The sequence below is a fragment of the Mycoplasmatota bacterium genome (assembly GCA_018394295.1).
In the GTDB taxonomy this organism is placed as follows: Bacteria; Bacillota_I; Bacilli_A; order Haloplasmatales; family Haloplasmataceae; genus JAENYC01.
The window spans coordinates 1,559,975-1,584,690 of record CP074573.1 but is presented as its reverse complement, the minus strand read 5'-3'; the positions used below and the strand labels follow the sequence as shown (position 1 = coordinate 1,584,690).

Below are 24,716 nucleotides of genomic sequence, written 5' to 3'. Positions count from 1 at the left end.
GAATTAAATGAATTTTAACTTTTACTTAATTTTATTATCTTGAATTTACCATTTTTTAGTGAATATTTTTTTATAATATGATAGAATGGTAGTAATATGGACCTACTATACTTTATGGGTGATTTTATGAATGAAAAATTTTATGAGAAGAAAAAAAATAATCCAAATTTAAATAAGCGAAAACGCGATAAATTTATAAAACCACTTATCTCAGATGAAGATTTGAAAGATGATAGTGATGTTTTTTTTAGTGTTGTCAAAAATCGATCTAAAAAAGAAAAAAGAGATCAGGATAATACTTCAAGTTATTTTTTATCTCCAATGCGTGGTAGAGTAGAAGATCGTTCAACCTTCCCTGTAACAACTAGTAGAGGGAAGATTGGAAAACAATATGATTTTTTACGTCAAGAGAAAAAATTAAAAGAAGAAGAATTAAAAAATAAATTTGGACATGAGTATTACGAGTTTAATTTATTAAATAATCACATAAAGAAACGTGAAAACTTTATAAATAACAACTTATCGGATTCCTCTAATAAGAAACAAGATATTCCATCTGAGATCAATCAAGCAAAACCAATTAATCAAGAAGTTCATTTTGATGAAAATGAGCAGAAAATGAATAATTCAATTAATATTATTTATGAGGAAGATATAGAAATTGATGATACAAATAACATAATGACCTCATATGATGATACTAGCAATGTTTCTTTTTTTAATGATTTTGAAAAAATGAAAAATAACGATCAAAATATGTATTCAAATATAAATATCTATGAACATCAAGAAAAACGTCAAGGACTAAAAGAAGAATTAAAAAAATTATTCGCAGATGATGATTATTCATACAATGATGATGGTTATTACAAGGAAAATTTTAATAATCAAGATAATGTTAGTTATCAGGATGATTTTAACTATAAAGATGACGTAAGTTTTCAGGATAAAGTAAATTTTCAGGATGATGTAATCAATAGTAAGCCTAATATAGTAGAAAAAGATTCTATCTCAAAAAATAAAGTTAATTTTATTAATTTAAAAGAAGAATTAGACCAAGAGTTACATAAGAATTTAACTAAAAAAGAAAACGATACACCAAAATATCAAGATTTAGCACAATATCATTTTCCACCCATTGATTTACTTCATGAAAAAACAGCTTTTATTTCTGATGATACTGAGTGGATTGAAAATCAGATACAAATATTAGATGGGACACTAGAAAGCTTTGGAGTAGGTGCTAAAACAGTGAATTATACACAAGGTCCATCTGTGACACGTTATGAAGTAGAACCTAATCCAGGGATTAAAGTAAGTAGAATTACTTCTTTACAAGATGATATAAAGTTAAGATTAGCTGCAAGTGATATAAGGATTGAAGCACCGATATCAGGTAAGAGTACCGTAGGTATCGAAGTTCCAAATCAAGAAAATAGAATCGTTACTTTTAGAGAAATTATTGAAAGTGCTTCTTATAAATCGTTTAAATCACCATTAAAAATTGCTTTAGGACTTGATATTGCAGGTGAAGCTATTTTTTCAGATATTAGTAATATGACCCATAGCTTAATCGCAGGGTCTACTGGTTCTGGGAAAAGTGTTTGTATTAATTCAATTATTATCAGTATCTTATATAATGCATTACCTGATGAAGTAAAACTAGTATTAATTGATCCTAAAAAAGTTGAATTTAGTTTATATCGTGATATTCCCCACCTTTTAACTCCGGTTATAAATGATCCTAAAATTGCAACTGCAACTTTAAGATGGTTAACAGAAGAGATGGATAGACGATATGAAGCAATTGAAAGTGTTGGGGCTCGCGATATTAAAAGTTATAATATAAAACGGAATAGAAGTAGTGAAGATTTACCTAAATTACCCTATATTGTTGTAATTATTGATGAGTTAGCTGATTTAATGGTAATCGCTGCAGCTGAGGTTGAAGAGTATATTCAAAGAATTTCGCAATTAGCACGTGCTGCTGGTATTCATTTAATTGTAGCGACACAACGTCCATCAACAAATGTTATTACGGGTACAATTAAAACGAATATTCCTACTAGAATCTCTTTTAAAGTAGCATCAGCAATTGATTCACGGATCATTTTAGATGAGGCTGGTGCAGAAAAATTGTTAGGAAAAGGAGATATGTTGCTTTCAGATAATGGAAAACCACAATTAAAACGACTTCAAGGGTCATTTATCAGTGATGATGAAATTGAAAAGGTAACTAGTTATGTAAAAGATCAATTCTCACCTCATTATCTGTTTACCTCTGAAGATTTAGTAAAAAAAGAAAGTGAATACTCATTTGATTATGACGATGAATTATTTGATGATGCTGTTCGATATGTGATTGATTTGGGAGAAGCTAGTGCTTCTAAAATCCAAAGAAAATTTAAAGTAGGATATAATCGTGCTGCTAGAATGATTGATATGATGGAGAAGTATCGTATTGTTGGTCCTCAACAAAATGGTAGTAAACCAAGAGATGTTTTAATGTCTTTAGATGATTATGAAAATATGATTTATAATTAAATCTTGTTCATACTTAATATGATAAAAGCCCATTTTTGGGCTTTTTTGTTTATCCTCTCACATTTATTCATTTTTATCGAACTTGTAACATAATCTAATATAAATATATAATTTCAAATACCTATTATCAACCAAAGCATGATTTGGTTATATATAATATTGAAATGATAAGGAGGTTAATTATGTTAAAATATCATTTTATTGGCATTAAAGGGGCAGGGATGAGTTCACTCGCGTGTTTACTTAGTGATTATGGCCATTTTGTACAAGGTTCTGATGTCAAAGAAGAATTTTTTACGAGTAAAAACTTAGAATTGAGAAAAATTAACATATATCCATTTAATGAAGAGAATATTAATAAGGAGTTAATTGTAATTGTTGGTAATGCCTTTATTGATAATGTAGAACATCAAAAAGCAAAAGAACTTGGATGTGAAATATACACATATTATGAATTTTTAGGTAAGTTGAGTAAAAAGTTTTATTCTATCGCAGTAAGTGGTTCCCATGGAAAAACGACTACAACTAATTTAATCCGACAAATACTATCGAAAAATGAGAAAATAAATTATTTGATTGGTGATGGGCAGGGGGGAGGTAACCATGAAAGTGAATTATTTGTTTTTGAAGCCTGTGAATATTTACGCCATTTTTTACATTATTTTCCTGATATAGCTGTTGTCACCAATATAGATTATGATCACCCGGATTATTATAAAGATATATTAGATGTTCAAAGTGCTTTTAAACAATTTATTATTCAATCTGATATGGTCGTTTACAATGGTGATGATGAATTATTAAAAGAAATAATCCCAGATAATAAGAATAAAACATCCTATGGATTAAAATCAACCAATGACTATTATGCAGAAAACATCAGTAATGATCATCATTATACTTATTATGACTTATATATAAAAAATAAATTTATTGGTAAGATTAAAATCCCATTATTTGGTATTCACTCGATTTATAATTCACTCGCATCAATTGTTACGTCTACTTTATTAAACCAGAATATGGAAGATATAAAAGAATGTATAGCGAATTTTGAAAGAAGTAAGAGAAGATTTGAAGAACATACGGTCGATAATCAAGTCATTATTAGCGATTATGCACATCATCCAAAAGAAATAAAAGCAACTATTGAAGCGGTTAATGCTAAATACCCATTTAAAAAGAAGGTTATCTACTTTCAGCCACATACATACACAAGAACGATTACGTTTTTAAAAGATTTTGCTGAAGCTTTATCTTTAGTGGATAAAGTTTATTTAAGAGAAATATTTTCATCAGCCCGAGAAACTAATAAAACCATCTCAGTTAATGATTTAGCTAAAATAGTTAATGACTGTGAAGTGATAAATGATATTAGTTATATAGAAACTTTAAAATCTCATGAAAAAAGTGTTATAATATTCATGGGAGCAGGTGATATTGATAAATATTGCATGATTTATTTAGATTCAATAAAAAATAATAATAATTTTTAGTAAATCATCTTAAAAAACAAGACAATATAATGTATAATGATAATGTAAACTGGTTAAAGTTAAAGTAGGTGAAGATGTTGTTAGATATTATTTATATAACCCTAGGAATAATTTTAATTGCTTGTGTTTTGGCGATTACCTATTTCGGAATTAGATTTCTAGAGAATTATCGTAGCACATTAAAGCAAGCTGATATTACCATTAGAGTTGCGGAAACTTCTTTTCAAGAACTAGATCGAATGGTTTTACTATTTACTGATAAATTAACTAGTGCTGAACAGTTTTTCAATGAACTGAATAAAACTGGACAAAATTTAGAGACAGTAAATAATAAATTCGATGAGATATTAAATTTTATTGAAAAGTATCCAAAAGGAATGGTATCATCCTTATTTTTGCTTAATAAAATAGATTCTGTTAAAGAATTACCAAAAATATTTAATGTATTAAATTTTGATGAGGAGTTGAATTCTGTGTTAAAAGATTTTATAAAAGGCGCTGTAGTTGGTGGATTAGCTGTTGCTTTCTTAACTCCGAAAACGGGTGAAGATATGAGAAAGGTAGCTATGGAAAAACTAGATGAACTTGCAGAAAAAGCCAAAGGCATTAATGCTGAAGAAGTGAGAGACGGTATTTTCAATAAAATCGAAGAATTAAAAACTTACATAACTACTTCAAGTAAAGATGAAATATTAAACCGTATTTTCGAAGAAATTAAAAATTTATATGATAAGGTGAAAGGTTATTTGTCTTTTAAACAAGAACCTACAACTGAAATTATAGAAAAACAGTAAATATTTCATTTACTGTTTTTTACGTATTATAAAGGACGGATGATGATGGATAAAGAAAAGAATAAGAAGCATAAAATAAGTGAATTAAGATCTGAAATTGATCAAATTAATCAAGAATTATTAACCCTTCTAAATAAAAGAGCAAAAATTGCATTAGAAATCGGTAAAAATAAACAGATTCATGGGTATCCTATATATGACCCCATTAGAGAATTGCATATTCTAGAGTCAATCGTAAAACGAAATAATGGACCCTTTTCAGACGATACCATTATTAGCTTATTTAAAGAAATCTTTAAAGCTACAGCAACTCTTCAACAAGATGATAAGAAATCAGAATTAAAGATTTCAAGAAAGATGAAATCAGAAGACACCTTAATTAAAATAAATGATGTAACTATTGGCGGAAATGAGAAAACATTTATTTTTGGTCCATGTTCTATAGAAAGTGAAGATCAGTTAGAGGCAACCGCAGCATTTTTATCAGAAAAAGGATTCAAATTTTTAAGAGGTGGTGCATTTAAACCAAGAACATCTCCCTATGATTTTCAAGGGTTAGGACTTGAAGGTTTAAAGATTATGCATAAAATCGCAAAAAAACATCATCTTATTTCTGTTGTTGAAATCATGGACAAAGAACAATTACAGATGGCTCAGGATTATATAGATATCGTTCAAATCGGTTCTCGTAATATGCATAACTTTAGTTTATTAAAAGAAGTGGGAAAGATTGATAAACCAATAATTTTAAAACGTGGGTTTTCAGCGACTATTGAGGAATTTAAATTATCAGCAGAATATATCATTTCAGAAGGAAACTCAAATGTTATTTTATGTGAACGTGGAATAAGAACTTTTGAGAAAGCTACTCGTAATACTTTAGATATTTCGGCAGTTCCGATATTAAAACAAGAAACCCATTTACCTGTAATTGTTGATGTATCACATGCTGCAGGAAGAAAAGATATTATGGCTTATTTAGCGAAAGCTGCTCTTGCTTCCTTAAGTGATGGGATAATGGCAGAAATCCATCCTAATCCTAAATTAGCCTTATCAGATGCAAATCAACAAATGAATTTTAATGAATTTACTCAGTTTTATAATTTAATAAGAAACTAAAATAATTTTTAAAGAAAATGAAAGAATTTTCAAAGAAAATAATATAATTTTCAAAGAAACTAAAATAATTAAAAGAAAATGAAAATATTTTCATAGAAAATGTAAGAATTTTCATAAATAATGGATTTCCTATTGTAAATATTTACATTTTTTATTATAATATTTAGAAAAGGATTTCGTAAAGGTGGAGAATCAAATGATTGATATAAAAAATTCTAAAATAACAATATATGATGTAGCGAGTGAAGCTGATGTTTCTCTAGCGACTGTTTCACGTGTTTTAAATTATCCTGAAAAAGTGAAACCAGCTACAAGAGAAAGAGTACTAGAGGCTATTAATCGATTAGGATATCGCCCAAACGCTATCGCGCGAGGACTTGCAAGCCGTAAATCGACGACAGTTGCCTTAATTGTACCTGATGTATCTCGTGCATCTGTTGCTGAAATGATAAATGGTGTCATAGATATTGCACGTAAGTATGATTATACTGTTTTACTAAAAGTAACAAATAGTGAAATAGAAGTTGAAGATGATATCTGGCAAGAAGTGTATGCAGCACAAGTCGATGGAATTATATATTTGAATGATGAATTACAAGAAAGAAATATTAAACAAATTAGTGACTCAACGGTACCAGTTGTTTTATGTAATGTTAAAGAAGAAGGAAATCTTATTCCATCGGTATCAATTGATTTTGAAGAGGCATTTTATGATGCGACTCAATCTTTTATAGAACAAGGCAAGAAAGATATTCTATTTGTGTCAACAAGAAGTGCCTATTCGGTTAATACACTAAAAGAACGTGGATATAAAAAAGCAATGGATGATGCAAAACTAGAACCTAAAATTATCCGTACTTCAGGAAGAGTTGTTGTGAATTATCCATTTTTCCTTAATTATTTAAAAGATAATAAACCTGAAGCAGCAATTGTTGTCCGTGATTCAATTGCCGCATCAATGATTAATGCAGCTTGTGATTTAGGAATTCAAATTCCAGATGAATTAGAAATAATGGGATTCCAAAACACAAAATATTCAAAAATGTCGAGACCTACTTTAACATCTATCGATAACCCAATTTATGATATTGGTGCAGTATCAATGCGTTTATTAACCAAATTAATGAATGATGAACCAATTGATAATGTTAATGTTGTTTTACCGCATAATATTATTTGGAGAAATTCTACCAAATAGTATTGATATTTTTTTACAATTGTATTATATTATTAATGAAACATATATGCGTTGATTGGCTTAGTTATTAATTTAGGCTTATAGAGACTTAGTGTTTGGTGGAAACTAAGACAATAAATTAATGATATTACACCCATGAGCATCTACAGGATAACTGTAGACGGATAATACCGTTAACTGAATGAGTGCACGAAAGTGAACTAGGGTGGTAACACGCAAAAGATGCGTCCTTAGATTATAAGGACCTTTTTTATTTATAGGAGGAATTAGAATGAAAAAAGAATTACCAATTGCCATGAGTAATCGTCATATTCATTTAAGTAGCTCAGATTTAAATAACTTATTTGGTGAAGGATACGAATTAACAAAATTTAAAGATCTTTCTCAACCTGGGCAATTTGCTTCAAATGAAAAAGTTGAAATTGTTGGACCTAAAGGGTCTTTCAAGGGTGTTAGAGTTTTAGGACCGGTTAGAAAAAATACTCAAATTGAAATTTCAAAAACAGATAGTTTTGCATTAGGAATTTATCCACCTGTTAGAGATTCTGGTGATATCGTAGGTACACCTGGTGCTAAAATCATTGGACCAAAAGGTGAAGTTGAAATAACAGAAGGTGTTATTGTTGCAAGCCGTCATATCCATATGCACACAGATGATGCTAAAGAATTTGGCGTAAAAGATAAAGACCGTGTTCAAATTAAAGTAGATGGTGAGAGATCACTTCTCTTTGATAATGTATTAGTAAGAGTGCGTGATGATTTTGCATTAGAAATGCATGTTGATATCGATGAAGGAAACGCTGCAGGCGTTAAAAATGGTCAATTAGTTGAATTAATCAAATAATTAACACAAATATAAAATTTGTTCATATCTTATAACAATTAAATATTTGCGATGACTGGTTTAAGTAGTTTCAATGTGATATTTAAAGAGACTTAGTGGTTGGTGTAAACTAAGAATCCCATTGATAATGAAGTACACCCATGAGCTTCTACTTAAGTAGACGGATAAAACCGTTATTAATACAAGTGCACGAAAGTGAACTAGGGTGGTACCACGTAAATTGCGTCCTTAGATATTAAGGATGCTTTTTTTGTTAGGAGGCAAAATATGAATGAGCGAATTCGTTTAGCAGTTGTATCTGATTATGACAAACTGCTCAATCTCTTTAAAGAAGTACATCAGTTGCATGTATGTCACTTAGGAGAATACTTTAAAGATGTAGAAAACCCAATGCCACAAAACTACTATTATCTCTTACTAGATGATGTGAATACTTATTTTTTATTAATTGAAAATGATAATGATATCATTGGTTTTGCGATTATGGTAATAAAAGACACACAAAATTATGATATTATTGTAGAAAGAAAATATGCCTATATAGATGATTTTGTGATTAGCTTTAAATATCAAAGAAGAGGTTATGGTAAACAATTGTTTTCAGAATGTCTCCGTATCGCGAAAGAAAATAAGGTGACCTCACTTGAACTGAATGTTTGGGAATTTAATCAAGATGCTATAAGTTTTTATGAAAATTTAAATATGAAGACATTAAATCGTAAAATGTCTTTAAAATTATAAAAAAGGAGAGAAAAAAATGAAAAATGAATTATTAAAAGATTTAACTTGGCGTGGTTTAATAAATGATTGTACAGATTTAGAAGCCTTAGATGAATTACTAGAATCGGAAATGGTAACTTTATATTGCGGATTTGACCCTACTGCTGATAGTTTACATGTCGGTTCATTACTACCTATTTTAGTTTTAAAAAGATTCCAACTAGCTAAGCACAAACCATTACCACTTGTAGGTGGTGCTACTGGCTTAATCGGGGACCCTAGTGGAAGAACAACTGAGCGTTCACTAAATACCTTAGAAACTGTTCAAAATTGGTCACAGTCAATAAAAAATCAATTAGCTCAGTTTTTAAATTTTGATGAAAATAAAAATGGTGCAGAATTAGTGAACAATTATAATTGGACGAAAAATTTATCAATCATCGATTTCTTACGTGATTATGGTAAACATTTTGGAATTAATTACATGTTAGCTAAAGACACCATCGCAAAAAGATTAGATACAGGTATTTCTTTCACAGAATTTACTTACACCATCCTTCAAGCAATGGATTTTGAATATTTATTTAACAATAAAGGATGTAAACTTCAAATCGGAGGAAGTGATCAATGGGGAAATATAACCTCAGGTTTAGAATTAATTAGAAAATCAAATGGTTCAGATGTTAAAGCCATAGGTTTAACAATTCCGTTAGTCACTAAAGCTGATGGAACGAAATTCGGTAAAACAGCAGGTGGAGCAATATGGTTGGATGCAAAATTAACAACACCTTATGAGATGTACCAATTTTTCTTAAATACAAGTGATGATGATGTAATCAAATTCTTAAAATACTTTACTTTCTTATCACATGAAGAAATTAATCAATTAGAAGAAAAAGTGAAAACAGAACCGCATTTAAGAGAAGCACAAAAACAATTAGCTAAAGAAGTCGTGACATTAGTTCATGGTGAAATGGCTTTTCAACAAGCCTTAAAAATAACTAGTAGTTTATTTAGTGGTGATATTAAAAACTTAACAGGTGAAGAAATCGAGGCTGGATTTAAAGGTCTACCATCTATGGTTTTAAGTAGCGAAAAAGGAATTATTGATTTATTAATTGAAATAAAAGCTGCACGTAGTAAACGTGAAGCACGTGAGTTTGTTTCTAATAATTCTGTTTCTATTAATGGAGAAAAAGTGAATGACATTAATTTTGTGATTAAAAAAGAAAATGCGATTGAAAATAAATACATTGTGTTAAGACGCGGTAAGAAAAATTACTTTATGGCAAAGTTCGAATAAAATATTTAGATAAGCACATTCAATTTAATTGAATGTGTTTTTAATATTTACTTCCCAACAATGATTATATATAATGATAATAGTGATATAGTTAAAGTGGAGGATAGTTATGATAAGTTATCAAACCGATTTAAAATCAATTAATCAAGAGATGTTAGAAGGTTTTTTTGTGGGGTGGAAAAAACCATTATCGAAAGAAGAACATTTCCAAATTTTACAAAATAGTCAGTATATTGTTGTTGCGATTGATCATACAAAAAATCAGGTCGTTGGTTTTATTAATGCTTTAAGTGATAAAGTTCAATTTGCTTTTATTCCAATGCTTGAGGTATTACCTGATTATCAAAATCAAAAGATAGGGTCTCATTTAATGGAATTAATGTTAAATTCATTAAATCATATTAATAATATTGATTTAACTTGCGATAAACCTCTGCAAGCATTTTATCAAAAGTTTAAGATGTTGAATTCACAAGGAATGATAATACGAAAATATTTAAATAATAATTAATTTTATTATAAAATATTGTCAATTTTTTTCATATATGGTAATATAATAGTGTAGAAAGAATGAAAGGTAAGGTGTCGTCATGTTTGTAAAGAGACGAATTCGATTAGTATCGATTATAAAATAATTGAATAGACTTCACCCTGTGAAGAGTAATCGTGATTGGTCTCTTATAAGGAAACCTTATTTTGTTATACTTATAAATTTGAGAGGATGAATAGTCCTTTTTTTGTTATCTATTTGTCATGCCATATCCATGTCCTTTTTCGCGTACTTAACACAAGGTGAATCTTGTGTTTTTTTTATTAAAAGGAGGATATAAAAATGAAAGAGAAAGTAATATTAGTTGGTGTGAATTGTCAAAAAAATATTAATTTTGAACATTCAATGGAAGAATTAAAAAATCTAGCCACTGGATTTCAATTGGATGTCGTTTCTGTGTTGACTCAAAATTTAAATCGAATTAATACTTCTTATTATATTGGAAAAGGGAAGTTAGATGAGGTAAAACAGATCATGGATGAAAAAGAAGTGAATAAGGTTATATTTAATGATGAATTATCACCATCTCAAGTTAGAAATTTAGAATCAGCTTTAGAATGTATTGTCTTAGACCGAGCAAATCTTATTATAGATATTTTTAATAAACGTGCAACTTCTAAGGAAAGTAGAATTCAAGTTGAAATTGCACGATTACAATATTTATTACCAAGATTAGTTAATACATCTGCTAGTCTTAGTAGACAAAGAGGTGGCGGTGTTATTAATAGAGGATCAGGTGAAACGAAATTAGAAAATGATAGACGTAAAATTAAAAACCAAATTCAATCCTTAAAAAAGGATTTAGAGGTTATTGTTTCAGAACGCAAAACCCAGAGAAGCTTAAGACAAAAAAATCATATGAAAGTTGTATCTTTAGTAGGATATACCAATGCTGGTAAGTCAACTATATTAAATGTCTCTATGGAATTGTTTAAATCAAGTCTAAAAAATGTATTTGAAAAAGATATGTTATTTGCAACACTTGACACTTCAGTTAGGCATATTAAATTAAATAATTCAAAATCATTCTTACTAACAGATACGGTTGGATTTATTGATAAATTACCTCATCAATTAATTAATGCATTTCGTTCAACGCTTGAAGAAGTATTATATTCTGATTTATTAATTCATGTGGTTGATTATAGTCATCCAAACTATCAACATCAAATGGAAATTGTCATTGAAACACTAAAAGAAATCGGAGTAAAAGATATTCCAATCATTACAGTTTATAATAAAACTGATTTAGTTGAAATGGATATTCCTAAAATTGAAAATGATGAAATATATCTTTCAGCCAAAAATCAAATAGGGATTGTTGAACTTGTTAAGTTGATTGATAAGAAATTATTTACAGATTTTTTAACTTGTAAGATGATGATTCCTTATGAGAATATGAATTTAGTAAATTATTTCCATCAATGTGCACTCATTCGTTCTACATCATATAATGAAAAAGGGACAATTTTAGCATTAGAATGTTCGCTCAAAGATTTTGAGAAGTATCAAAAATATGTTCTGTAAAAACAAAAAAAACCTTCTACCATGGTAGAAGGTTTTTGAGTATTATACTCGGCTATAATACTCGACAATTAAACTTTCAGTAATTTCTGGATGAATTTCATCTCTCATTGGAAGACGTGAATAAGTTCCAGATAAAGTATTTTCATCAAAAGTTAAATATGCTGGTCTAGAAATAGTTGCTTCTAAAGCGTCTTTAACGATTGTTAAACCACGTGATTTTTCTTTTAATGAAATAACTTGTCCAGGTTTTACTAAGTATGATGGAATATTTACTGGTTTTCCATCTACAATAATATGTCCATGCCCTACAAGCTGACGAGCTTGACGACGTGTTCTTGCTAAACCTAAACGATAAACAAGATTATCTAAACGAGACTCTAGTAAAAACATAAAGTTCTCACCATGAATACCTTGCATTTTGTTAGCCTTATCAAATAAGTTTCTGAATTGACGTTCGTTTAATCCATACATAAAACGTAATTTTTGTTTTTCTTGTAATTGAAGTCCATATTCTGAAGGTTTACGACGACGTTTTCCTCCATGTTGCCCTGGAGCAACCGGACGTCTTTGTAATTCTTTACCTGTTTCTAGAATAGAAAATCCTAAGCGACGTGCTTTTTTCCAACTTGGACCTGTATAACGTGACATAAGTAATCCTCCTTTAATTTCTTGGCACATAAAAGAAGATGCTTAACCTTATCTAAAGCTTAGATAATATTGATTATGCTCACTCTAGCAGCCATAGAGTTACGTATAAACCCTTAAAAGGTATCATCTAATGACTTTAAATGGCCAAACTGCTGCCTTTTATTTGCACTTAAATAGTATATACTAGTTATGAAACATTGTCAATCTTTTTATAAATAATTGACTAATATCTTAACATATTTTTCTAAAGCAGTGTTATCTTAATATGACATTCTGAAATTTTAATTATTTTAGTAATTATTTAATAATAATTGGCTAGAAGATGAAAAATCATCTGTATATAGTTATTTACGAACATATTATCACCGCAATATTAATTATTATAACAAAAAATGTCAAAAAGCAAATGAAAAATAATTAAAAATATGCTAAAATATATATTAATTGAAGATTGATGAGGTGATAGGGAATGCTCGATCGTTTTAAAGAATTTATTGATAAGGGAGACAATTTGATATTAGTCATTATTATTGCCTCTTTTGTTGTATTATTTATTATGTTAATCATAATATTGGTTATATTTAATGTTAAAAAGAAAAAATATCGTAAGACATTAGAGGTTTTAAGAGCCAGAATTCAAAAATTAAAACAACATGAGGTCATTAAAAATTACTCATCATATGATAATTTAAAAAGTGATCAAAAACTAGGAATGCTTGTTTTAAGATGGAAAAAAGATATAGAAAACCTAGTTCGGGAAGTAGATGCACAATATGGTATGTTAGATGTTTTAGAAGATGCCATAAATCAAAATAATTATCAATATTTTCTAAGTTTAAAAGAAGCATTTAATCAAGAGGTTCAAGATTTAGAAGAAAAAGCAGACCATTTTAAGGGTGAGATTATTGAATATATTGATATGGCCAGTGATAATCGTAAATATATCAATAAATATCTTGATATGGTAACTGAAATAAAAGCAACCTACTATAAGAATAAAGATTATTATATAAGTAATAAAGATAAAATTGAAAAATATTTTCATGATATTGGAGTAAAATTTGATGAATGTCATAAATGTATTGAAGATTCACAATTTGTTGAAGCTGATAAAGTAGCTTCCAATATTTTTAAAGAAATTAAAATTTTAGAAAATTATGTAAATAACTCCCCGAGAATACTTGATAAAATTAATACATCATTATTACCAAAATTTGAAAATCTTAAGAAACTATCGGATAATTTTACCGATGAAGAATTTCAACTACTAAAGATTGACTTTTCTAATAAATATGAACATCATTTTGAACGGATTCAAGAAATAATTACTGAAGTTAATTCATTTAAAATTGATGATTTTGAAAGCCAGTTAAAAGAAATTGATATTTATTTAAATAATAGTATTAATCGATTAGAAGATGAACTTGAAAAGAAAAATACGATTATTAACAATTTAAAAATACAACAAGAAAATATTATGAAAGTTGAAAGTACAGCGAAAAATTTTATTTCAATTTTTAAAATTGTCGAAGGTTCATACAATATTACTGATAAAGATATTAATTCGATCGAACAAATGTTAATTAATATAGATAGTAAAAAAATTCGATTATCTAGTTTAGCTAAACAATTTGATGTCTATGATATATCTTATGATGAAATAAAAGAGGAATTAGAGATAACAACAATTGATATTGCGAAAATATCAAAAGAACTTGACCATAATTTACTTATTATTGATGAAATATATAAAGACGAACAAACTGCTCGAGAACAAATTTCACAGATGACTGAAAAAATAAATGGAACAAAAAAGTATATAAAATATGCTAATTTTGATTATCATAAAAAATATTTAAATATTATTAAAAATTTAAATATGGAACTTTCACAATTGTATATCTTATTAAGTTCATTCCCAATTGATATTGTTAGGTTAAATGAAACATTAAAAGTATTAGTAAATAAAGTTGAAAAAACAACACAAGATATTAATGGTATCATCTATAAAACACTTTTAACTGAGTTTGTTTTACTTTATGCTAATAGATATTTTACTAATAAAGAATATCAAAAAGATTTATTAATTGCTGAGAATTTATTTTATAAGAAAAGTTATATGAAAGCTTATGAAAAAGTAATGCAAATATTAGAAAATATTGATCCAAATGATAAAAAAATTGTTTTAGAAAAGTATCAAATTAAATTCAGTGAAATATTTTAATAAATGTAACCCCTAGCAAATGCTAGGGAACTTTTTTGAAGAGGTGAAAAAATGATTTATTTCGATTATACTTCAACTACTCCAGTAAGAGAGGAAGTATTAGAGTCCTTCATTAAAACGAATAAAAACTTTTGGGGGAATCCGAGTTCATTACATAAGTTTGGTGTCTTATCAGATAATATTTTGGCTTTGGCACGTGAACAAATGCGTCAGCTAATAGATGCTAAAAATTATGAAGTTGTTTTTACAGGGTGTGCCACTGAGGCAAGTAATTTAGCAATAAAAGGAATTGCATATAAAAATGCTTATCGCGGTAAACATATCATTACAACTGTTGTTGAACATCCTTCTGTTTTTCATACGATTGAGACCCTAAAAGAGGAAGGATTTGATGTTTCGGTTCTACAAGTTGATTCTAATGGAAGAATTAATTTAGAAGAATTAAAAAATACGATACGAAAAGATACAATATTAGTTTCAATGATGTATGTTAATAATGAAATTGGTACGATTATGCCGATTAAAGAAGTCGGAGATTTATTAAAAAAATATCATAAAATTACTTTTCATGTTGATATTGTACAAGCTTTAGGTAAATTACCAGTTTATTTAAATGAAATGAATATAGATTTAGCTTCGTTATCTGCTCATAAAATTTATGGATTAAAAGGAAGCGGAGCATTGTTTATACGAAAAGGGATTAATCTAACACCTCAACAAATTGGTGGGACACAAGAGTTTCATTTACGTGCTGGCACAGTTGATGCTCCAAGTGCGGTTGCATTAGCGAAAGCCATGCGTTTAATCATAGAAGATATTGATAACAATTATGAATATGTTGTAAAATTAAATCAACGTATGAGAAATATTTTAAGTATGTATCCAAATATTATTATCAACTCTCCAAGAGAGCATTGTTCTCCTTTTATAATTAATTGCTCTTTAAAAGGAATAAAAGGAGAAACATTTGTACATGCTTTTGAGAAACATGAGATCTATTTTTCAACAAAATCAGCTTGTTCATCAAAAGTAAATGAGCCAAGTAGAGTTTTAAAAGCGATTGGTCTAGATGATGAATTAACTCGTAATGAGATTAGAATCAGTTTATCTCATTTAACAACTTATCATGAGATAGATACTTTTGAAGAAGTATTAAAAGAAGTAATTGAAGAATTAAAATAAAGAGGTAGAATTATGCTTTATGATAGAATATTAATTAAGTATGGTGAATTAACTTTAAAAGGAAAGAATAAATACAGTTTTATTAAGCATACGAATTATATAATTAAAGAAAAATGTAAAAATTTTCCAAATCTGAAATATATTAGTAATTATGAGAGATTTTATATTATTTTAAATGGGGAAAATCATAATGATGTCATTAATGCGTTAAATAAAGTTTTTGGTTTACATGCTTACTGCTTAACAGCAAAATGTGAATCTGATTTAGAATCCATAAAAGATTTAGCATTAAAAGTAATTAAAGAAGAGATTAAAGAAACAACAACCTTTAAAGTTGAAACAAAAAGAGCTGATAAATTATTCCCTATGACATCACTTGAGGTATCAAAAACGATAGCATCACATGTCCTAAAAGAATCATCTTATTTAGTTGTTGATGTAAAAAATCCTCAAGTAACACTTCGTATTGAAATTAGAGATGATGGTACTTATATTAGTACGAAAGAAATTCCTGGATTAGGTGGACTTCCTGTAGGAAAAGATGGAAAAGGATTATTAATGTTATCAGGTGGGATTGATAGTCCTATTGCTGGATATCTAATACAAAAACGTGGTGTAGCGATTGATGCTGTTCATTTTTCTTCACCACCATACACATCTCTTCGTTCTAAACAAAAAGTTCTTGATTTAACTGAAAAGTTAGCTCATTATGATAATAATAGTAAAATCAAAGTTTATGATGTTCCTTTTACCAAATTACAAAAGGCAATTTATGAAAATTGTCCACATAGTTATGCCATTACAATAATGAGAAGAATGATGTATCGTATTGCGGAAAAAATCGCATTAAAGAATCAAGCATTAATTATTGTTAATGGTGAAAATGTTGGTCAAGTTGCTTCACAAACCATGCAAAGTATGTATGCAATTAATCAGGTAAGTTCTATGCCAATTATTAGACCATGTGCCACAATGGATAAATTAGAAATTATTAGTATTGCTAGAAAAATCGATACTTATGACATTTCTATTCGTCCGTATGAAGATTGTTGTACGATATTTGTACCGAAAAATCCTGTAACTAAACCTGAATTAGATAAATGTATAGAATTTGAAAATAAATTTAATTATGAACAATTAATCAGTGAATGTATTGATAATATTAAAGTGATAACAGTAAAAGCAGGAGAACCAATTCAATTAGTTTCATCTGACGAATTAAATGAATTATTTTAATCTATAATACGGAAATTTCAAAATTTATTACCATGTATCTAAAAGCATTCTCATACACATCCTATTAATGAGGAGGTGAATGATATGCCAAGAAGTTCAAATAAACTATTAGTTCCTGGAGCTCAAAAAGCTATTGAACAAATGAAATATGAAATAGCTAATGAATTTGGTGTAAATCTTGGTCCTGATACAACGTCAAGATTAAATGGTTCTGTAGGTGGGGAAATGGTTAAACGTTTTGTCGCTATGGCTCAACAACAATTAAGTTCTAGTTACACAAACACAAATCAAAATAGATAATTTTAATTATATTATTAGATAATTTGAAATTATCACAAAATATATATAAAAGAGTTATAGTTTTTACTATAACTCTTTTTACTTCTAATAATTGTAATTATGTTTTCAGTATGTTTTTAACGTGATGTTCAAAAAATAGAAATAGAGGAGGTGAATGATATGCCAAGAAGTAAATTATTAGTTCCTGGTTGTAAGCAAGCATTAGACCAAATGAAATATGAAATAGCTAATGAATTTGGTGTGAATCTTGGTCCTGATACAGCATCTCGTTTAAACGGTTCTGTAGGTGGAGAAATTACAAAACGTCTAGTTGCTTCCGCTCAACAACAAATGGGATCAGCTACAAACATTCAAAATAAATAATTATAAAAAATCTTTAAATACAATAAGTGTCAATAGTTATTTTTATAATGATATTTGACAAATTACTAATACTAGAATTTGTCATTTGTATACTAGTATGAATTTAAAGAGATTATCACAACCTAAATGTGACAGGAGGTGAACAGTATGGCAAGAACTTCAAATAAATTATTAGTTCCTGGTGCTCAACAAGCATTAGACCAAATGAAATATGAAATCGCTAATGAATTTGGTGTGAATCTTGGTCCTGACACAGCATCACGTTTAAATGGATCTGTAGGTGGAGAAATTACAAAACGTTTAGTTGCAACAGCTCAACAACAAATGAGTTCAGGTATGCCTAATCAATCTAGATAAGTTTAGTTTATCTATGATGAATTAGAAAATGTTAGAGTTATAGTATATACTATAGCTCTTTCTTTTACTATTATTTTCTATTGTTATTATTGTATTTTTTAGAGTAATTATACACAAGATATAAGAAATAGGAGGTGAGATGATGGAAAATAAAAATAGAAGTAATAAATTAGTAGTGCCAGGAGCAAAACAGGTTTTAAACCAGTTTAAATATGAAATAGCCAGTGAATTTGGTGTAACGCTTGGTTCACAAACTTCTGCACGTCAAAATGGATCTGTAGGTGGAGAAATGACTAAACGTTTAATTGCTGAAGCACAAGCAACAAGAGCGAATAATTCAAATAATGGATAACTAACTTCCATAATAATTTATTAGGATAAAAAAGAGACAATTATTTTTAAAATGATGCGTCTCTTTTAACTTGCAAATTTAAATAATAATATTGCATTTTATTTCCTTTATTTATTAATAATTGCTATAATAATAGTAACACTAAAGGAGGCGTAATATGAAAAAAGAATTAATTGAAAAGTTTAGTAGTTACCGTCAAGGTAAAAGTTTAAAGGGAACAGAAACAGAAAAAAATATTTTGAAGTCATTTGCTGGTGAATCTCAAGCTAGAAATAGATATCATCTATTTGCTGAAGTTGCTCGTGAAGAAGGGTATGAGCAAATTGCTGCTATTTTTGAAGAAACAGCTTATAATGAAAAACATCATGCCCAAATCTTTTTTGCATTTTTAGAAGGTGATGGTGTTGAAATTACTGCAATGTATCCTGCTGGAAAAATCGGTACTACATTAGAAAATTTAAAAGCAGCAGCTGAAGGAGAACATGAAGAATTTGTGGAATTATATCCAGCATTTGCTGAAATAGCTCTTCAAGAAGGATTTCCTAAAATTGCAAGTCAATTTAAATTAATCGCTAAAGTTGAAAAGGAACATGAAGATAGATATCGTAAATTAGTTAAAAACTTAGAAGAAGATCAAGTATTTGCTAAAGAAGAAAAAGTTGTTTGGGTATGTAGAGAATGTGGACATATCCATGTTGGAACAAAAGCACCAGGAATGTGTCCTACATGTTTAAGACCGAAATCTTATTTTGAAGTAAAATCAAATAATTATTAAGAATTTAAGCTGGGATACCATCATTGGTAGCCCTTTTTTTTATTTTTAATTTATATGGACTATATTAATAATATCACGATATAACTATATAATTATAAAAGTAAAAATTAAAAAGGAATATATTTTCTATATTATAAATTTATTTAGGAATTTATTTTCGTTTTTGTATTGCATTTATTTTATTAAGGTGTATAATAGCCTTGTAAAAGTTTGAAAAGAGAAGGTTAATATGGAAGATAAAATATATTATACAAAGAATTTAAACAAAACAATAATCGTACTAATTATTCCTATCATTATTGAAATGTTTTTAGAAACAATGATTGGATATGTAGATGTCTCCATGTTAGGAAGACTTGATAAATTTTATTTAGCTTCAACGGAAGTATCTAATAGCCTTATATATACTTGTTTGGTTTTAGCCAATGCTTTTAGTTTAGGTGGAACGGTTTTAGTAACAAAATATATTGGCGCAGAAGATAATAAAAATAGAAATAAGACCATTGGTCAAACAATTTCTATTGGAATTATTTTTTCGCTCGTATTCTTAATAATATTCTATTTTTTTTCTACTAACTTTTTGAAATTAATGGGTGCAAAAGATTCATGTGAGGCTATGGTATTAACCAATGCAAAAGCCTATATGAGTATTATGACTTTCTCCATTCCAATATTAATGTTTAGACAAATGTTTGTTGGGCTTTTACGTGGAATGGGAAAAACCAAAATTCCAATGTATTTAAGTGGTTTAAATATTATTTTGAATATTATTTTTAATACCATCTTTATCTATGATCATATTTCTGTAATGGGTCTTAATATCAATCTATTTGGTTTAGCAATTAGGGGAGCAGCGATTGCAACGTTAACTAGTCGTAGTATTTCTTTAGTATTATTAATTCTCTATTTTATTAAAATAGCTAAATTCAAACTAAAAATATCCGATTTTATATTTACAAAACCAATTCTTTCAGGTATTTTTTCTGTTGGAATACCTACAGCACTTGAAATGATGATTTTCCGTGCAGGAATGCTGAAATTTTTATCAATGGTAACAACCCTTGGACCAACTGCTATTTCAGCTCATGCAGTCGCTAACGCTGCTGAGTCCTTGTCTTTTACACCTGGTAATGCTTTTAATGTTGTTATTGTTACATTGGTGGGTCAATTTTTAGGTGCTAAAAATTATATGATGGCTAAAGAATGTATTAAAAAAACCGATCGTTTAGCAATCATTTTTATGGGAACGATGGGATTGTTTTTCTTATTAATACCTTTTGTCTTTATTAGATTATTTACAAATGATGCTGATGTTATTAGATTATCAAGTAGTGTATTAAGAATAGAAGCATTAGCTCAAGTCTTTTTTGCAAGATATTATGTTTACTCTGGTTTAATGAGGACCATTGGAAAGTCAAAACAAATCTTTTTTGTTACTTCATCAAGTGTTTGGTTAGTTCGAATTACCATCGCTCATTTCTTACTTAATTATACAGAATTAGGTTTAGCTGCCGCATGGATAGCGATGAGTTTAGATTATGTATATCGAGCTGCATTTTTAACCATATTAGCAAATCGTAATATGAAAAAAATATTTCAATCGAGTCAAAAAACATCAAACAAATTTAATATTTTTAAAAGAAAAAAAGCTTTTGTGTCTAATCACTAAAATTTTATATAGATAAAAAAACCTATCAAGTGGACTAAAATATCTATCCACTTAATAGGTTTTTTGTTTTTTTTTATAGATGTAAAACATCATATTCATCAAAAGCATTTTTCATTGACAATAAAATAACTACTATTGAGGTTGTGTATCTTGCCACAAAGATAGCCATCATAATTCCAATTTGATATAAAATAGCTGTCATAGGTGAGGAGCCACTTAATATTTGTCCTGTCATCATTCCTGGTAAAGCAACAATCCCAATGGTCTCCATGGTTGCAATAACCTGTTTTGTGCTTGTTGTGACAGCATTTCGAAAATAGGGCATGATTGCTTCAAAGCGATTAGCTGCTAAAGAAAGTGAAGTAAAGTATTCTTTCTCATTGTTTTTAATTGATTTATAAAAAGTATCTATCGCTAAAATAGAACCATTCATTGAATTACCTAACAGCATTCCTGAAATAGGAATGAAAACTTGAGCTAAAAATAAATTATCAAGTTTAGCCACAAAGTAATTAAAAAAGAGTAATAAAGGGAAAATAGTAATAAGGAGACCAATTATAATAGGAATAAAGAATTTCTTAAATGTTGTTTTTGTATTTCTTACCGTAGTAAAACTAGCCACACAGATCATCAGTAATAAGTATAGGGCATTTATATAAGGTTTATCTAAATAAAAGATATATTCTAAAAATAATCCTACTAAGGATAATTGGATGAACATTCTAATAATAGAGATGATCATTTTCTTAGAAAAATTAAGTTTTAATCTTAAATTGATGATAATAATAATAATAAAGAAAATTAGTAAAGTTGCTACGCTATAATAAGTGATATTTTCAATAAAATCATTCATTGTTCCATTCCACCAACCTTATTTTTTCTGCTTCTTTCCAAAGAGAATCATGGGAAATAATAATAATTGTTTTATCTAAATGACAAGTATAATCAATGATTTTTCTTTTAAGTTTTTCATCTAAACCGGCAGTTATTTCATCTAATATTAAGATATCTCGATCTAATAATAATGCAATAATAAATCCTACTCTAGCTCTCTCACCACCGGATAAATCATGAACTTGTTTTTCTAAGTGTTCATTATTTAAATTAAATTGATGAAATAATTGAAGAATAAGTTTTTGATTATAAGAAATATGTTTATTAACTTTATAGGATAATATTTCATTAATCAAATCATTTGTTTTCAAATTTTGAAGGTCAACATCTTGACTGACATAAGAAATATTCTTTCTGAAAAAATTTCTTGTTGATGGTGTTAAAAGTTGATTTTTTAATAGGATATCTCCTTCGTAACGAATAATCCCAAGTAACATTTTAACTAATGAGGTTTTACCACTCCCACTAGGTGCGCTCAATAGAATTTTATCTTTCTCATTAATTGTTAGATTAAAATCATTAAAGACTTGTTTATTATTAAATTGTAAATTAATGTCTTTGAATTGTATCATATGAAAACCTCTTTTTATAAATACTAATATAACAATATTATTTTACTACTATTTTTAGGAATTGTAAAAACTTTTGGTTGTTTTATTTGCATAATGGTTTTGATTTCTGTATAATTATAATGTTTAATACATTTATATAAAAATGTTTAATACATTTATATATTTTCACATAAATATATAAATTAAAACAGTTACTTTGATAGAAAAGGTGATACTTATGTCTGAAAAAGATTACTCAAAATACTTTCATAAACCAAATTTGAAACAGGCAAGAAAAAGAGGTAAAGAGGATGTAAATACCATTAATTTTGATATGCCTGATAAAATGGAGAATATAGGAAAAGATAAATTGTTCATGATAGATACATATGGTTGTCAAATGAATGTTCATGATTCTGAAGTGATTGCAGGAATATTGACGAAATTAGGATATCAAGCTACTGATAAAGAAGAAGAGGCGGATGTCATTATTTTAAATACATGTGCTATACGAGAAAATGCAGAAAACAAAGTATTTGGACAAATTGGTCGACTAAAAGCATTTAAACAGAAAAATCCTGATTTAATTTTAGGGGTATGTGGTTGTATGTCACAAGAAGAAAAAGTCGTCAATAAACTTTTGAAAACCTATCAACATGTGGATTTAATTTTTGGAACCCATAATATTCATCGTTTACCTGAATATTTGCGAGATGCTTATATGAATAAAGAACGTGTTATTGAGGTATGGAGTCAAGAAGGGGACATTGTTGAACATATGCCTATGGTTCGAGAGGGTAATATAAAAGCATGGGTAAATATTATGTATGGTTGTGATGAGTTTTGTACTTATTGTATTGTACCTTATACACGTGGCAAAGAGCGTTCAAGAAATCCAGAAGATATATTAGAAGAGATTAAAAAATTAGCTGAGGAAGGTTTCAAAGAAGTAACCTTGCTTGGACAAAATGTAAATGCCTATGGTAAAGATTTAAAAAATCGTGAATATGGTTTTGGAGATTTATTAGCTGATATACAAAAAATAAATATTCCTCGCGTTCGTTTTACAACCAGTCATCCGAGAGATTTTGATGATAAAACAGTTGCTACTCTTACTAAACGTGGTAATTTATGTGAACATGTTCATTTACCAGTACAATCAGGGAATACAGAAGTATTAAAACGGATGAATCGAAAATATACTCGTGAGAGATATTTAGAACTTGTAAATCAATTAAAAGAAGCCATTCCTGATGTTGCCTTAACAACGGATATTATTGTTGGTTTTCCTAGGGAAACAGAAGAGCAATTCAAAGATACTTTAAGTTTAGTTGAACAAGTAAATTTTGAAGGAGCTTATACCTTTATATATTCACCAAGAGAAGGAACACCAGCAGCTAGAATGGAAGATAATGTTTCTTTAGAAGAGAAAAAAGAAAGATTACAACGATTAAATGATATTATAAATCATCAATTTGCTTCTGCACATAAAAAATATGAAGGTAAAATTGTTGAAGTATTATGTGAAGGAACAAGTAAAAATGATGAAACGATTTTAGCTGGTTATACAAGAGCGAATAAACTAGTTAATTTTAAAGGCCCTAAAGAATCAATTGGAGAATTAGTTCAGGTTAAAATTACTGAAGTTAAGACATGGCATTTATTAGGAGAACAGGTTAATGAATGAGGTAGAAGCTAAGATTAATGAATTAATTAATTTAATTAGCGACCAAGAGGAAGTAAAACGGTATAAACAGATAGAAAAAGAAATGCATCAGAATAAATATATAATAAATAAAATTGAAGATTTTAAGAAGTTTCAAAAGAAAATGGTTATTTATGAATCACATCATAATCAAATTCCTGAAGAAGTGAATAAACGATATAATTCATTATATAATGAGTTGTTAGAAATCCCAATATATAATGAGTATATTACCTTACAAAAAGAAATAAATGAATTATTACAAGAAATCACAAAAATTATTGAATTTGAATTAAGTTTGAAGTGATGTACAGTCATATTGTACATCTTTTTCTTTTATAATATATTAGTAACATGTCATACTC

At 28.3% G+C, this 24,716-nt stretch carries 24 protein-coding genes and 2 other annotated features; of the genes, 21 read left to right on the top strand and 3 right to left on the bottom strand.

The window, feature by feature from the left end:
* The first annotated feature begins 126 nt into the window (after positions 1-126).
* From KHQ81_07350 to hflX, 10 genes are all read left to right on the top strand, one after another.
* Entirely contained in the window at positions 127-2,544 is a 2,418-nt protein-coding gene (locus KHQ81_07350; protein ID QVK19491.1) for a DNA translocase FtsK, read from the top strand.
* Between the two features lie 182 nt (positions 2,545-2,726).
* A complete protein-coding gene (gene murC / locus KHQ81_07345; protein ID QVK19490.1) occupies positions 2,727-4,040 on the top strand; it encodes a UDP-N-acetylmuramate--L-alanine ligase in 1,314 nt (437 codons plus the stop codon).
* Positions 4,041-4,117: 77 nt separating this feature from the next.
* The gene (locus KHQ81_07340; protein ID QVK19489.1) at positions 4,118-4,834 is read left to right on the top strand and encodes a YtxH domain-containing protein; all 717 of its coding nucleotides are present in this window, start codon (positions 4,118-4,120) and stop codon (positions 4,832-4,834) included.
* A 42-nt stretch (positions 4,835-4,876) separates the two neighbouring features.
* The gene (locus tag KHQ81_07335) at positions 4,877-5,953 is read left to right on the top strand and encodes a bifunctional 3-deoxy-7-phosphoheptulonate synthase/chorismate mutase (GenBank protein QVK19488.1); all 1,077 of its coding nucleotides are present in this window, start codon (positions 4,877-4,879) and stop codon (positions 5,951-5,953) included.
* A gap of 196 nt (positions 5,954-6,149) precedes the next feature.
* Positions 6,150-7,151, top strand: a complete 1,002-nt coding sequence (locus KHQ81_07330; GenBank protein ID QVK19487.1) for a LacI family DNA-binding transcriptional regulator — start codon at positions 6,150-6,152, stop codon at positions 7,149-7,151.
* A 42-nt stretch (positions 7,152-7,193) separates the two neighbouring features.
* Positions 7,194-7,386: a binding site (T-box leader), on the top strand.
* Between the two features lie 36 nt (positions 7,387-7,422).
* Positions 7,423-7,995 (top strand): phosphate propanoyltransferase, encoded by a 573-nt coding sequence (locus tag KHQ81_07325; protein ID QVK19486.1) that lies wholly within the window; start codon positions 7,423-7,425, stop codon positions 7,993-7,995.
* Positions 7,996-8,037: 42 nt separating this feature from the next.
* Positions 8,038-8,228, top strand: a binding site (T-box leader).
* A gap of 34 nt (positions 8,229-8,262) precedes the next feature.
* On the top strand, positions 8,263-8,736 hold the full coding sequence (locus KHQ81_07320) for a GNAT family N-acetyltransferase (protein QVK19485.1): 474 nt from the start codon (positions 8,263-8,265) through the stop codon (positions 8,734-8,736).
* 16 nt (positions 8,737-8,752) lie between these two features.
* Positions 8,753-10,018, top strand: coding sequence for a tyrosine--tRNA ligase (locus tag KHQ81_07315; protein ID QVK19484.1), 1,266 nt, complete (start codon positions 8,753-8,755; stop codon positions 10,016-10,018).
* Positions 10,019-10,127: 109 nt separating this feature from the next.
* Positions 10,128-10,529, top strand: a complete 402-nt coding sequence (locus KHQ81_07310) for a GNAT family N-acetyltransferase (GenBank protein ID QVK19483.1) — start codon at positions 10,128-10,130, stop codon at positions 10,527-10,529.
* A gap of 321 nt (positions 10,530-10,850) precedes the next feature.
* Positions 10,851-12,095: a GTPase HflX gene (hflX, locus tag KHQ81_07305; protein ID QVK19482.1), complete on the top strand. Its 1,245-nt coding sequence runs from the start codon at positions 10,851-10,853 to the stop codon at positions 12,093-12,095.
* A gap of 42 nt (positions 12,096-12,137) precedes the next feature.
* Here hflX and rpsD read toward each other — a convergent pair whose 3' ends face one another.
* Positions 12,138-12,743: a 30S ribosomal protein S4 gene (rpsD, locus tag KHQ81_07300; GenBank protein ID QVK19481.1), complete on the bottom strand. Its 606-nt coding sequence runs from the start codon at positions 12,741-12,743 to the stop codon at positions 12,138-12,140.
* Between the two features lie 469 nt (positions 12,744-13,212).
* Between rpsD and KHQ81_07295 the strand changes: the two genes are divergently transcribed.
* The 9 genes from KHQ81_07295 (at position 13,213) to KHQ81_07255 (ending at position 21,201) form a co-directional block, all read left to right on the top strand.
* Positions 13,213-14,967 (top strand): hypothetical protein, encoded by a 1,755-nt coding sequence (locus tag KHQ81_07295; GenBank protein QVK19480.1) that lies wholly within the window; start codon positions 13,213-13,215, stop codon positions 14,965-14,967.
* 51 nt (positions 14,968-15,018) lie between these two features.
* Positions 15,019-16,149, top strand: a complete 1,131-nt coding sequence (locus KHQ81_07290) for a cysteine desulfurase (protein QVK19479.1) — start codon at positions 15,019-15,021, stop codon at positions 16,147-16,149.
* A 12-nt stretch (positions 16,150-16,161) separates the two neighbouring features.
* Entirely contained in the window at positions 16,162-17,385 is a 1,224-nt protein-coding gene (gene thiI, locus KHQ81_07285) for a tRNA 4-thiouridine(8) synthase ThiI (protein ID QVK19478.1), read from the top strand.
* An 84-nt stretch (positions 17,386-17,469) separates the two neighbouring features.
* The gene (locus tag KHQ81_07280; protein ID QVK19477.1) at positions 17,470-17,685 is read left to right on the top strand and encodes an alpha/beta-type small acid-soluble spore protein; all 216 of its coding nucleotides are present in this window, start codon (positions 17,470-17,472) and stop codon (positions 17,683-17,685) included.
* Between the two features lie 159 nt (positions 17,686-17,844).
* On the top strand, positions 17,845-18,048 hold the full coding sequence (locus KHQ81_07275) for an alpha/beta-type small acid-soluble spore protein (protein QVK19476.1): 204 nt from the start codon (positions 17,845-17,847) through the stop codon (positions 18,046-18,048).
* 147 nt (positions 18,049-18,195) lie between these two features.
* Entirely contained in the window at positions 18,196-18,405 is a 210-nt protein-coding gene (locus KHQ81_07270; protein QVK19475.1) for an alpha/beta-type small acid-soluble spore protein, read from the top strand.
* A gap of 142 nt (positions 18,406-18,547) precedes the next feature.
* A complete protein-coding gene (locus KHQ81_07265) occupies positions 18,548-18,757 on the top strand; it encodes an alpha/beta-type small acid-soluble spore protein (protein QVK19474.1) in 210 nt (69 codons plus the stop codon).
* Between the two features lie 157 nt (positions 18,758-18,914).
* Entirely contained in the window at positions 18,915-19,532 is a 618-nt protein-coding gene (locus tag KHQ81_07260; protein QVK19473.1) for a rubrerythrin family protein, read from the top strand.
* 229 nt (positions 19,533-19,761) lie between these two features.
* Positions 19,762-21,201, top strand: a complete 1,440-nt coding sequence (locus KHQ81_07255) for an MATE family efflux transporter (GenBank protein ID QVK19472.1) — start codon at positions 19,762-19,764, stop codon at positions 21,199-21,201.
* Positions 21,202-21,274: 73 nt separating this feature from the next.
* Here KHQ81_07255 and KHQ81_07250 read toward each other — a convergent pair whose 3' ends face one another.
* Both KHQ81_07250 and KHQ81_07245 read right to left on the bottom strand, forming a co-directional pair.
* A complete protein-coding gene (locus KHQ81_07250) occupies positions 21,275-22,054 on the bottom strand; it encodes an ABC transporter permease (GenBank protein ID QVK19471.1) in 780 nt (259 codons plus the stop codon).
* Complete coding sequence (locus KHQ81_07245; GenBank protein QVK19470.1) at positions 22,047-22,667, bottom strand: ATP-binding cassette domain-containing protein; 621 nt, start codon at positions 22,665-22,667, stop codon at positions 22,047-22,049. Before KHQ81_07245 ends, KHQ81_07250 begins: the two co-directional genes overlap by 8 nt.
* Before the next feature lie 217 nt (positions 22,668-22,884).
* Between KHQ81_07245 and miaB the strand changes: the two genes are divergently transcribed.
* Positions 22,885-24,333: a tRNA (N6-isopentenyl adenosine(37)-C2)-methylthiotransferase MiaB gene (gene miaB / locus KHQ81_07240; protein ID QVK19469.1), complete on the top strand. Its 1,449-nt coding sequence runs from the start codon at positions 22,885-22,887 to the stop codon at positions 24,331-24,333.
* Positions 24,326-24,658 carry a YlbF family regulator gene (locus tag KHQ81_07235; protein QVK19468.1) on the top strand — a complete coding sequence of 111 codons (333 nt, stop codon included), beginning with the start codon at positions 24,326-24,328 and terminating at the stop codon, positions 24,656-24,658. The genes miaB and KHQ81_07235 overlap by 8 nt, the downstream gene beginning before the upstream one ends.
* Positions 24,659-24,716: the final 58 nt, after the last annotated feature.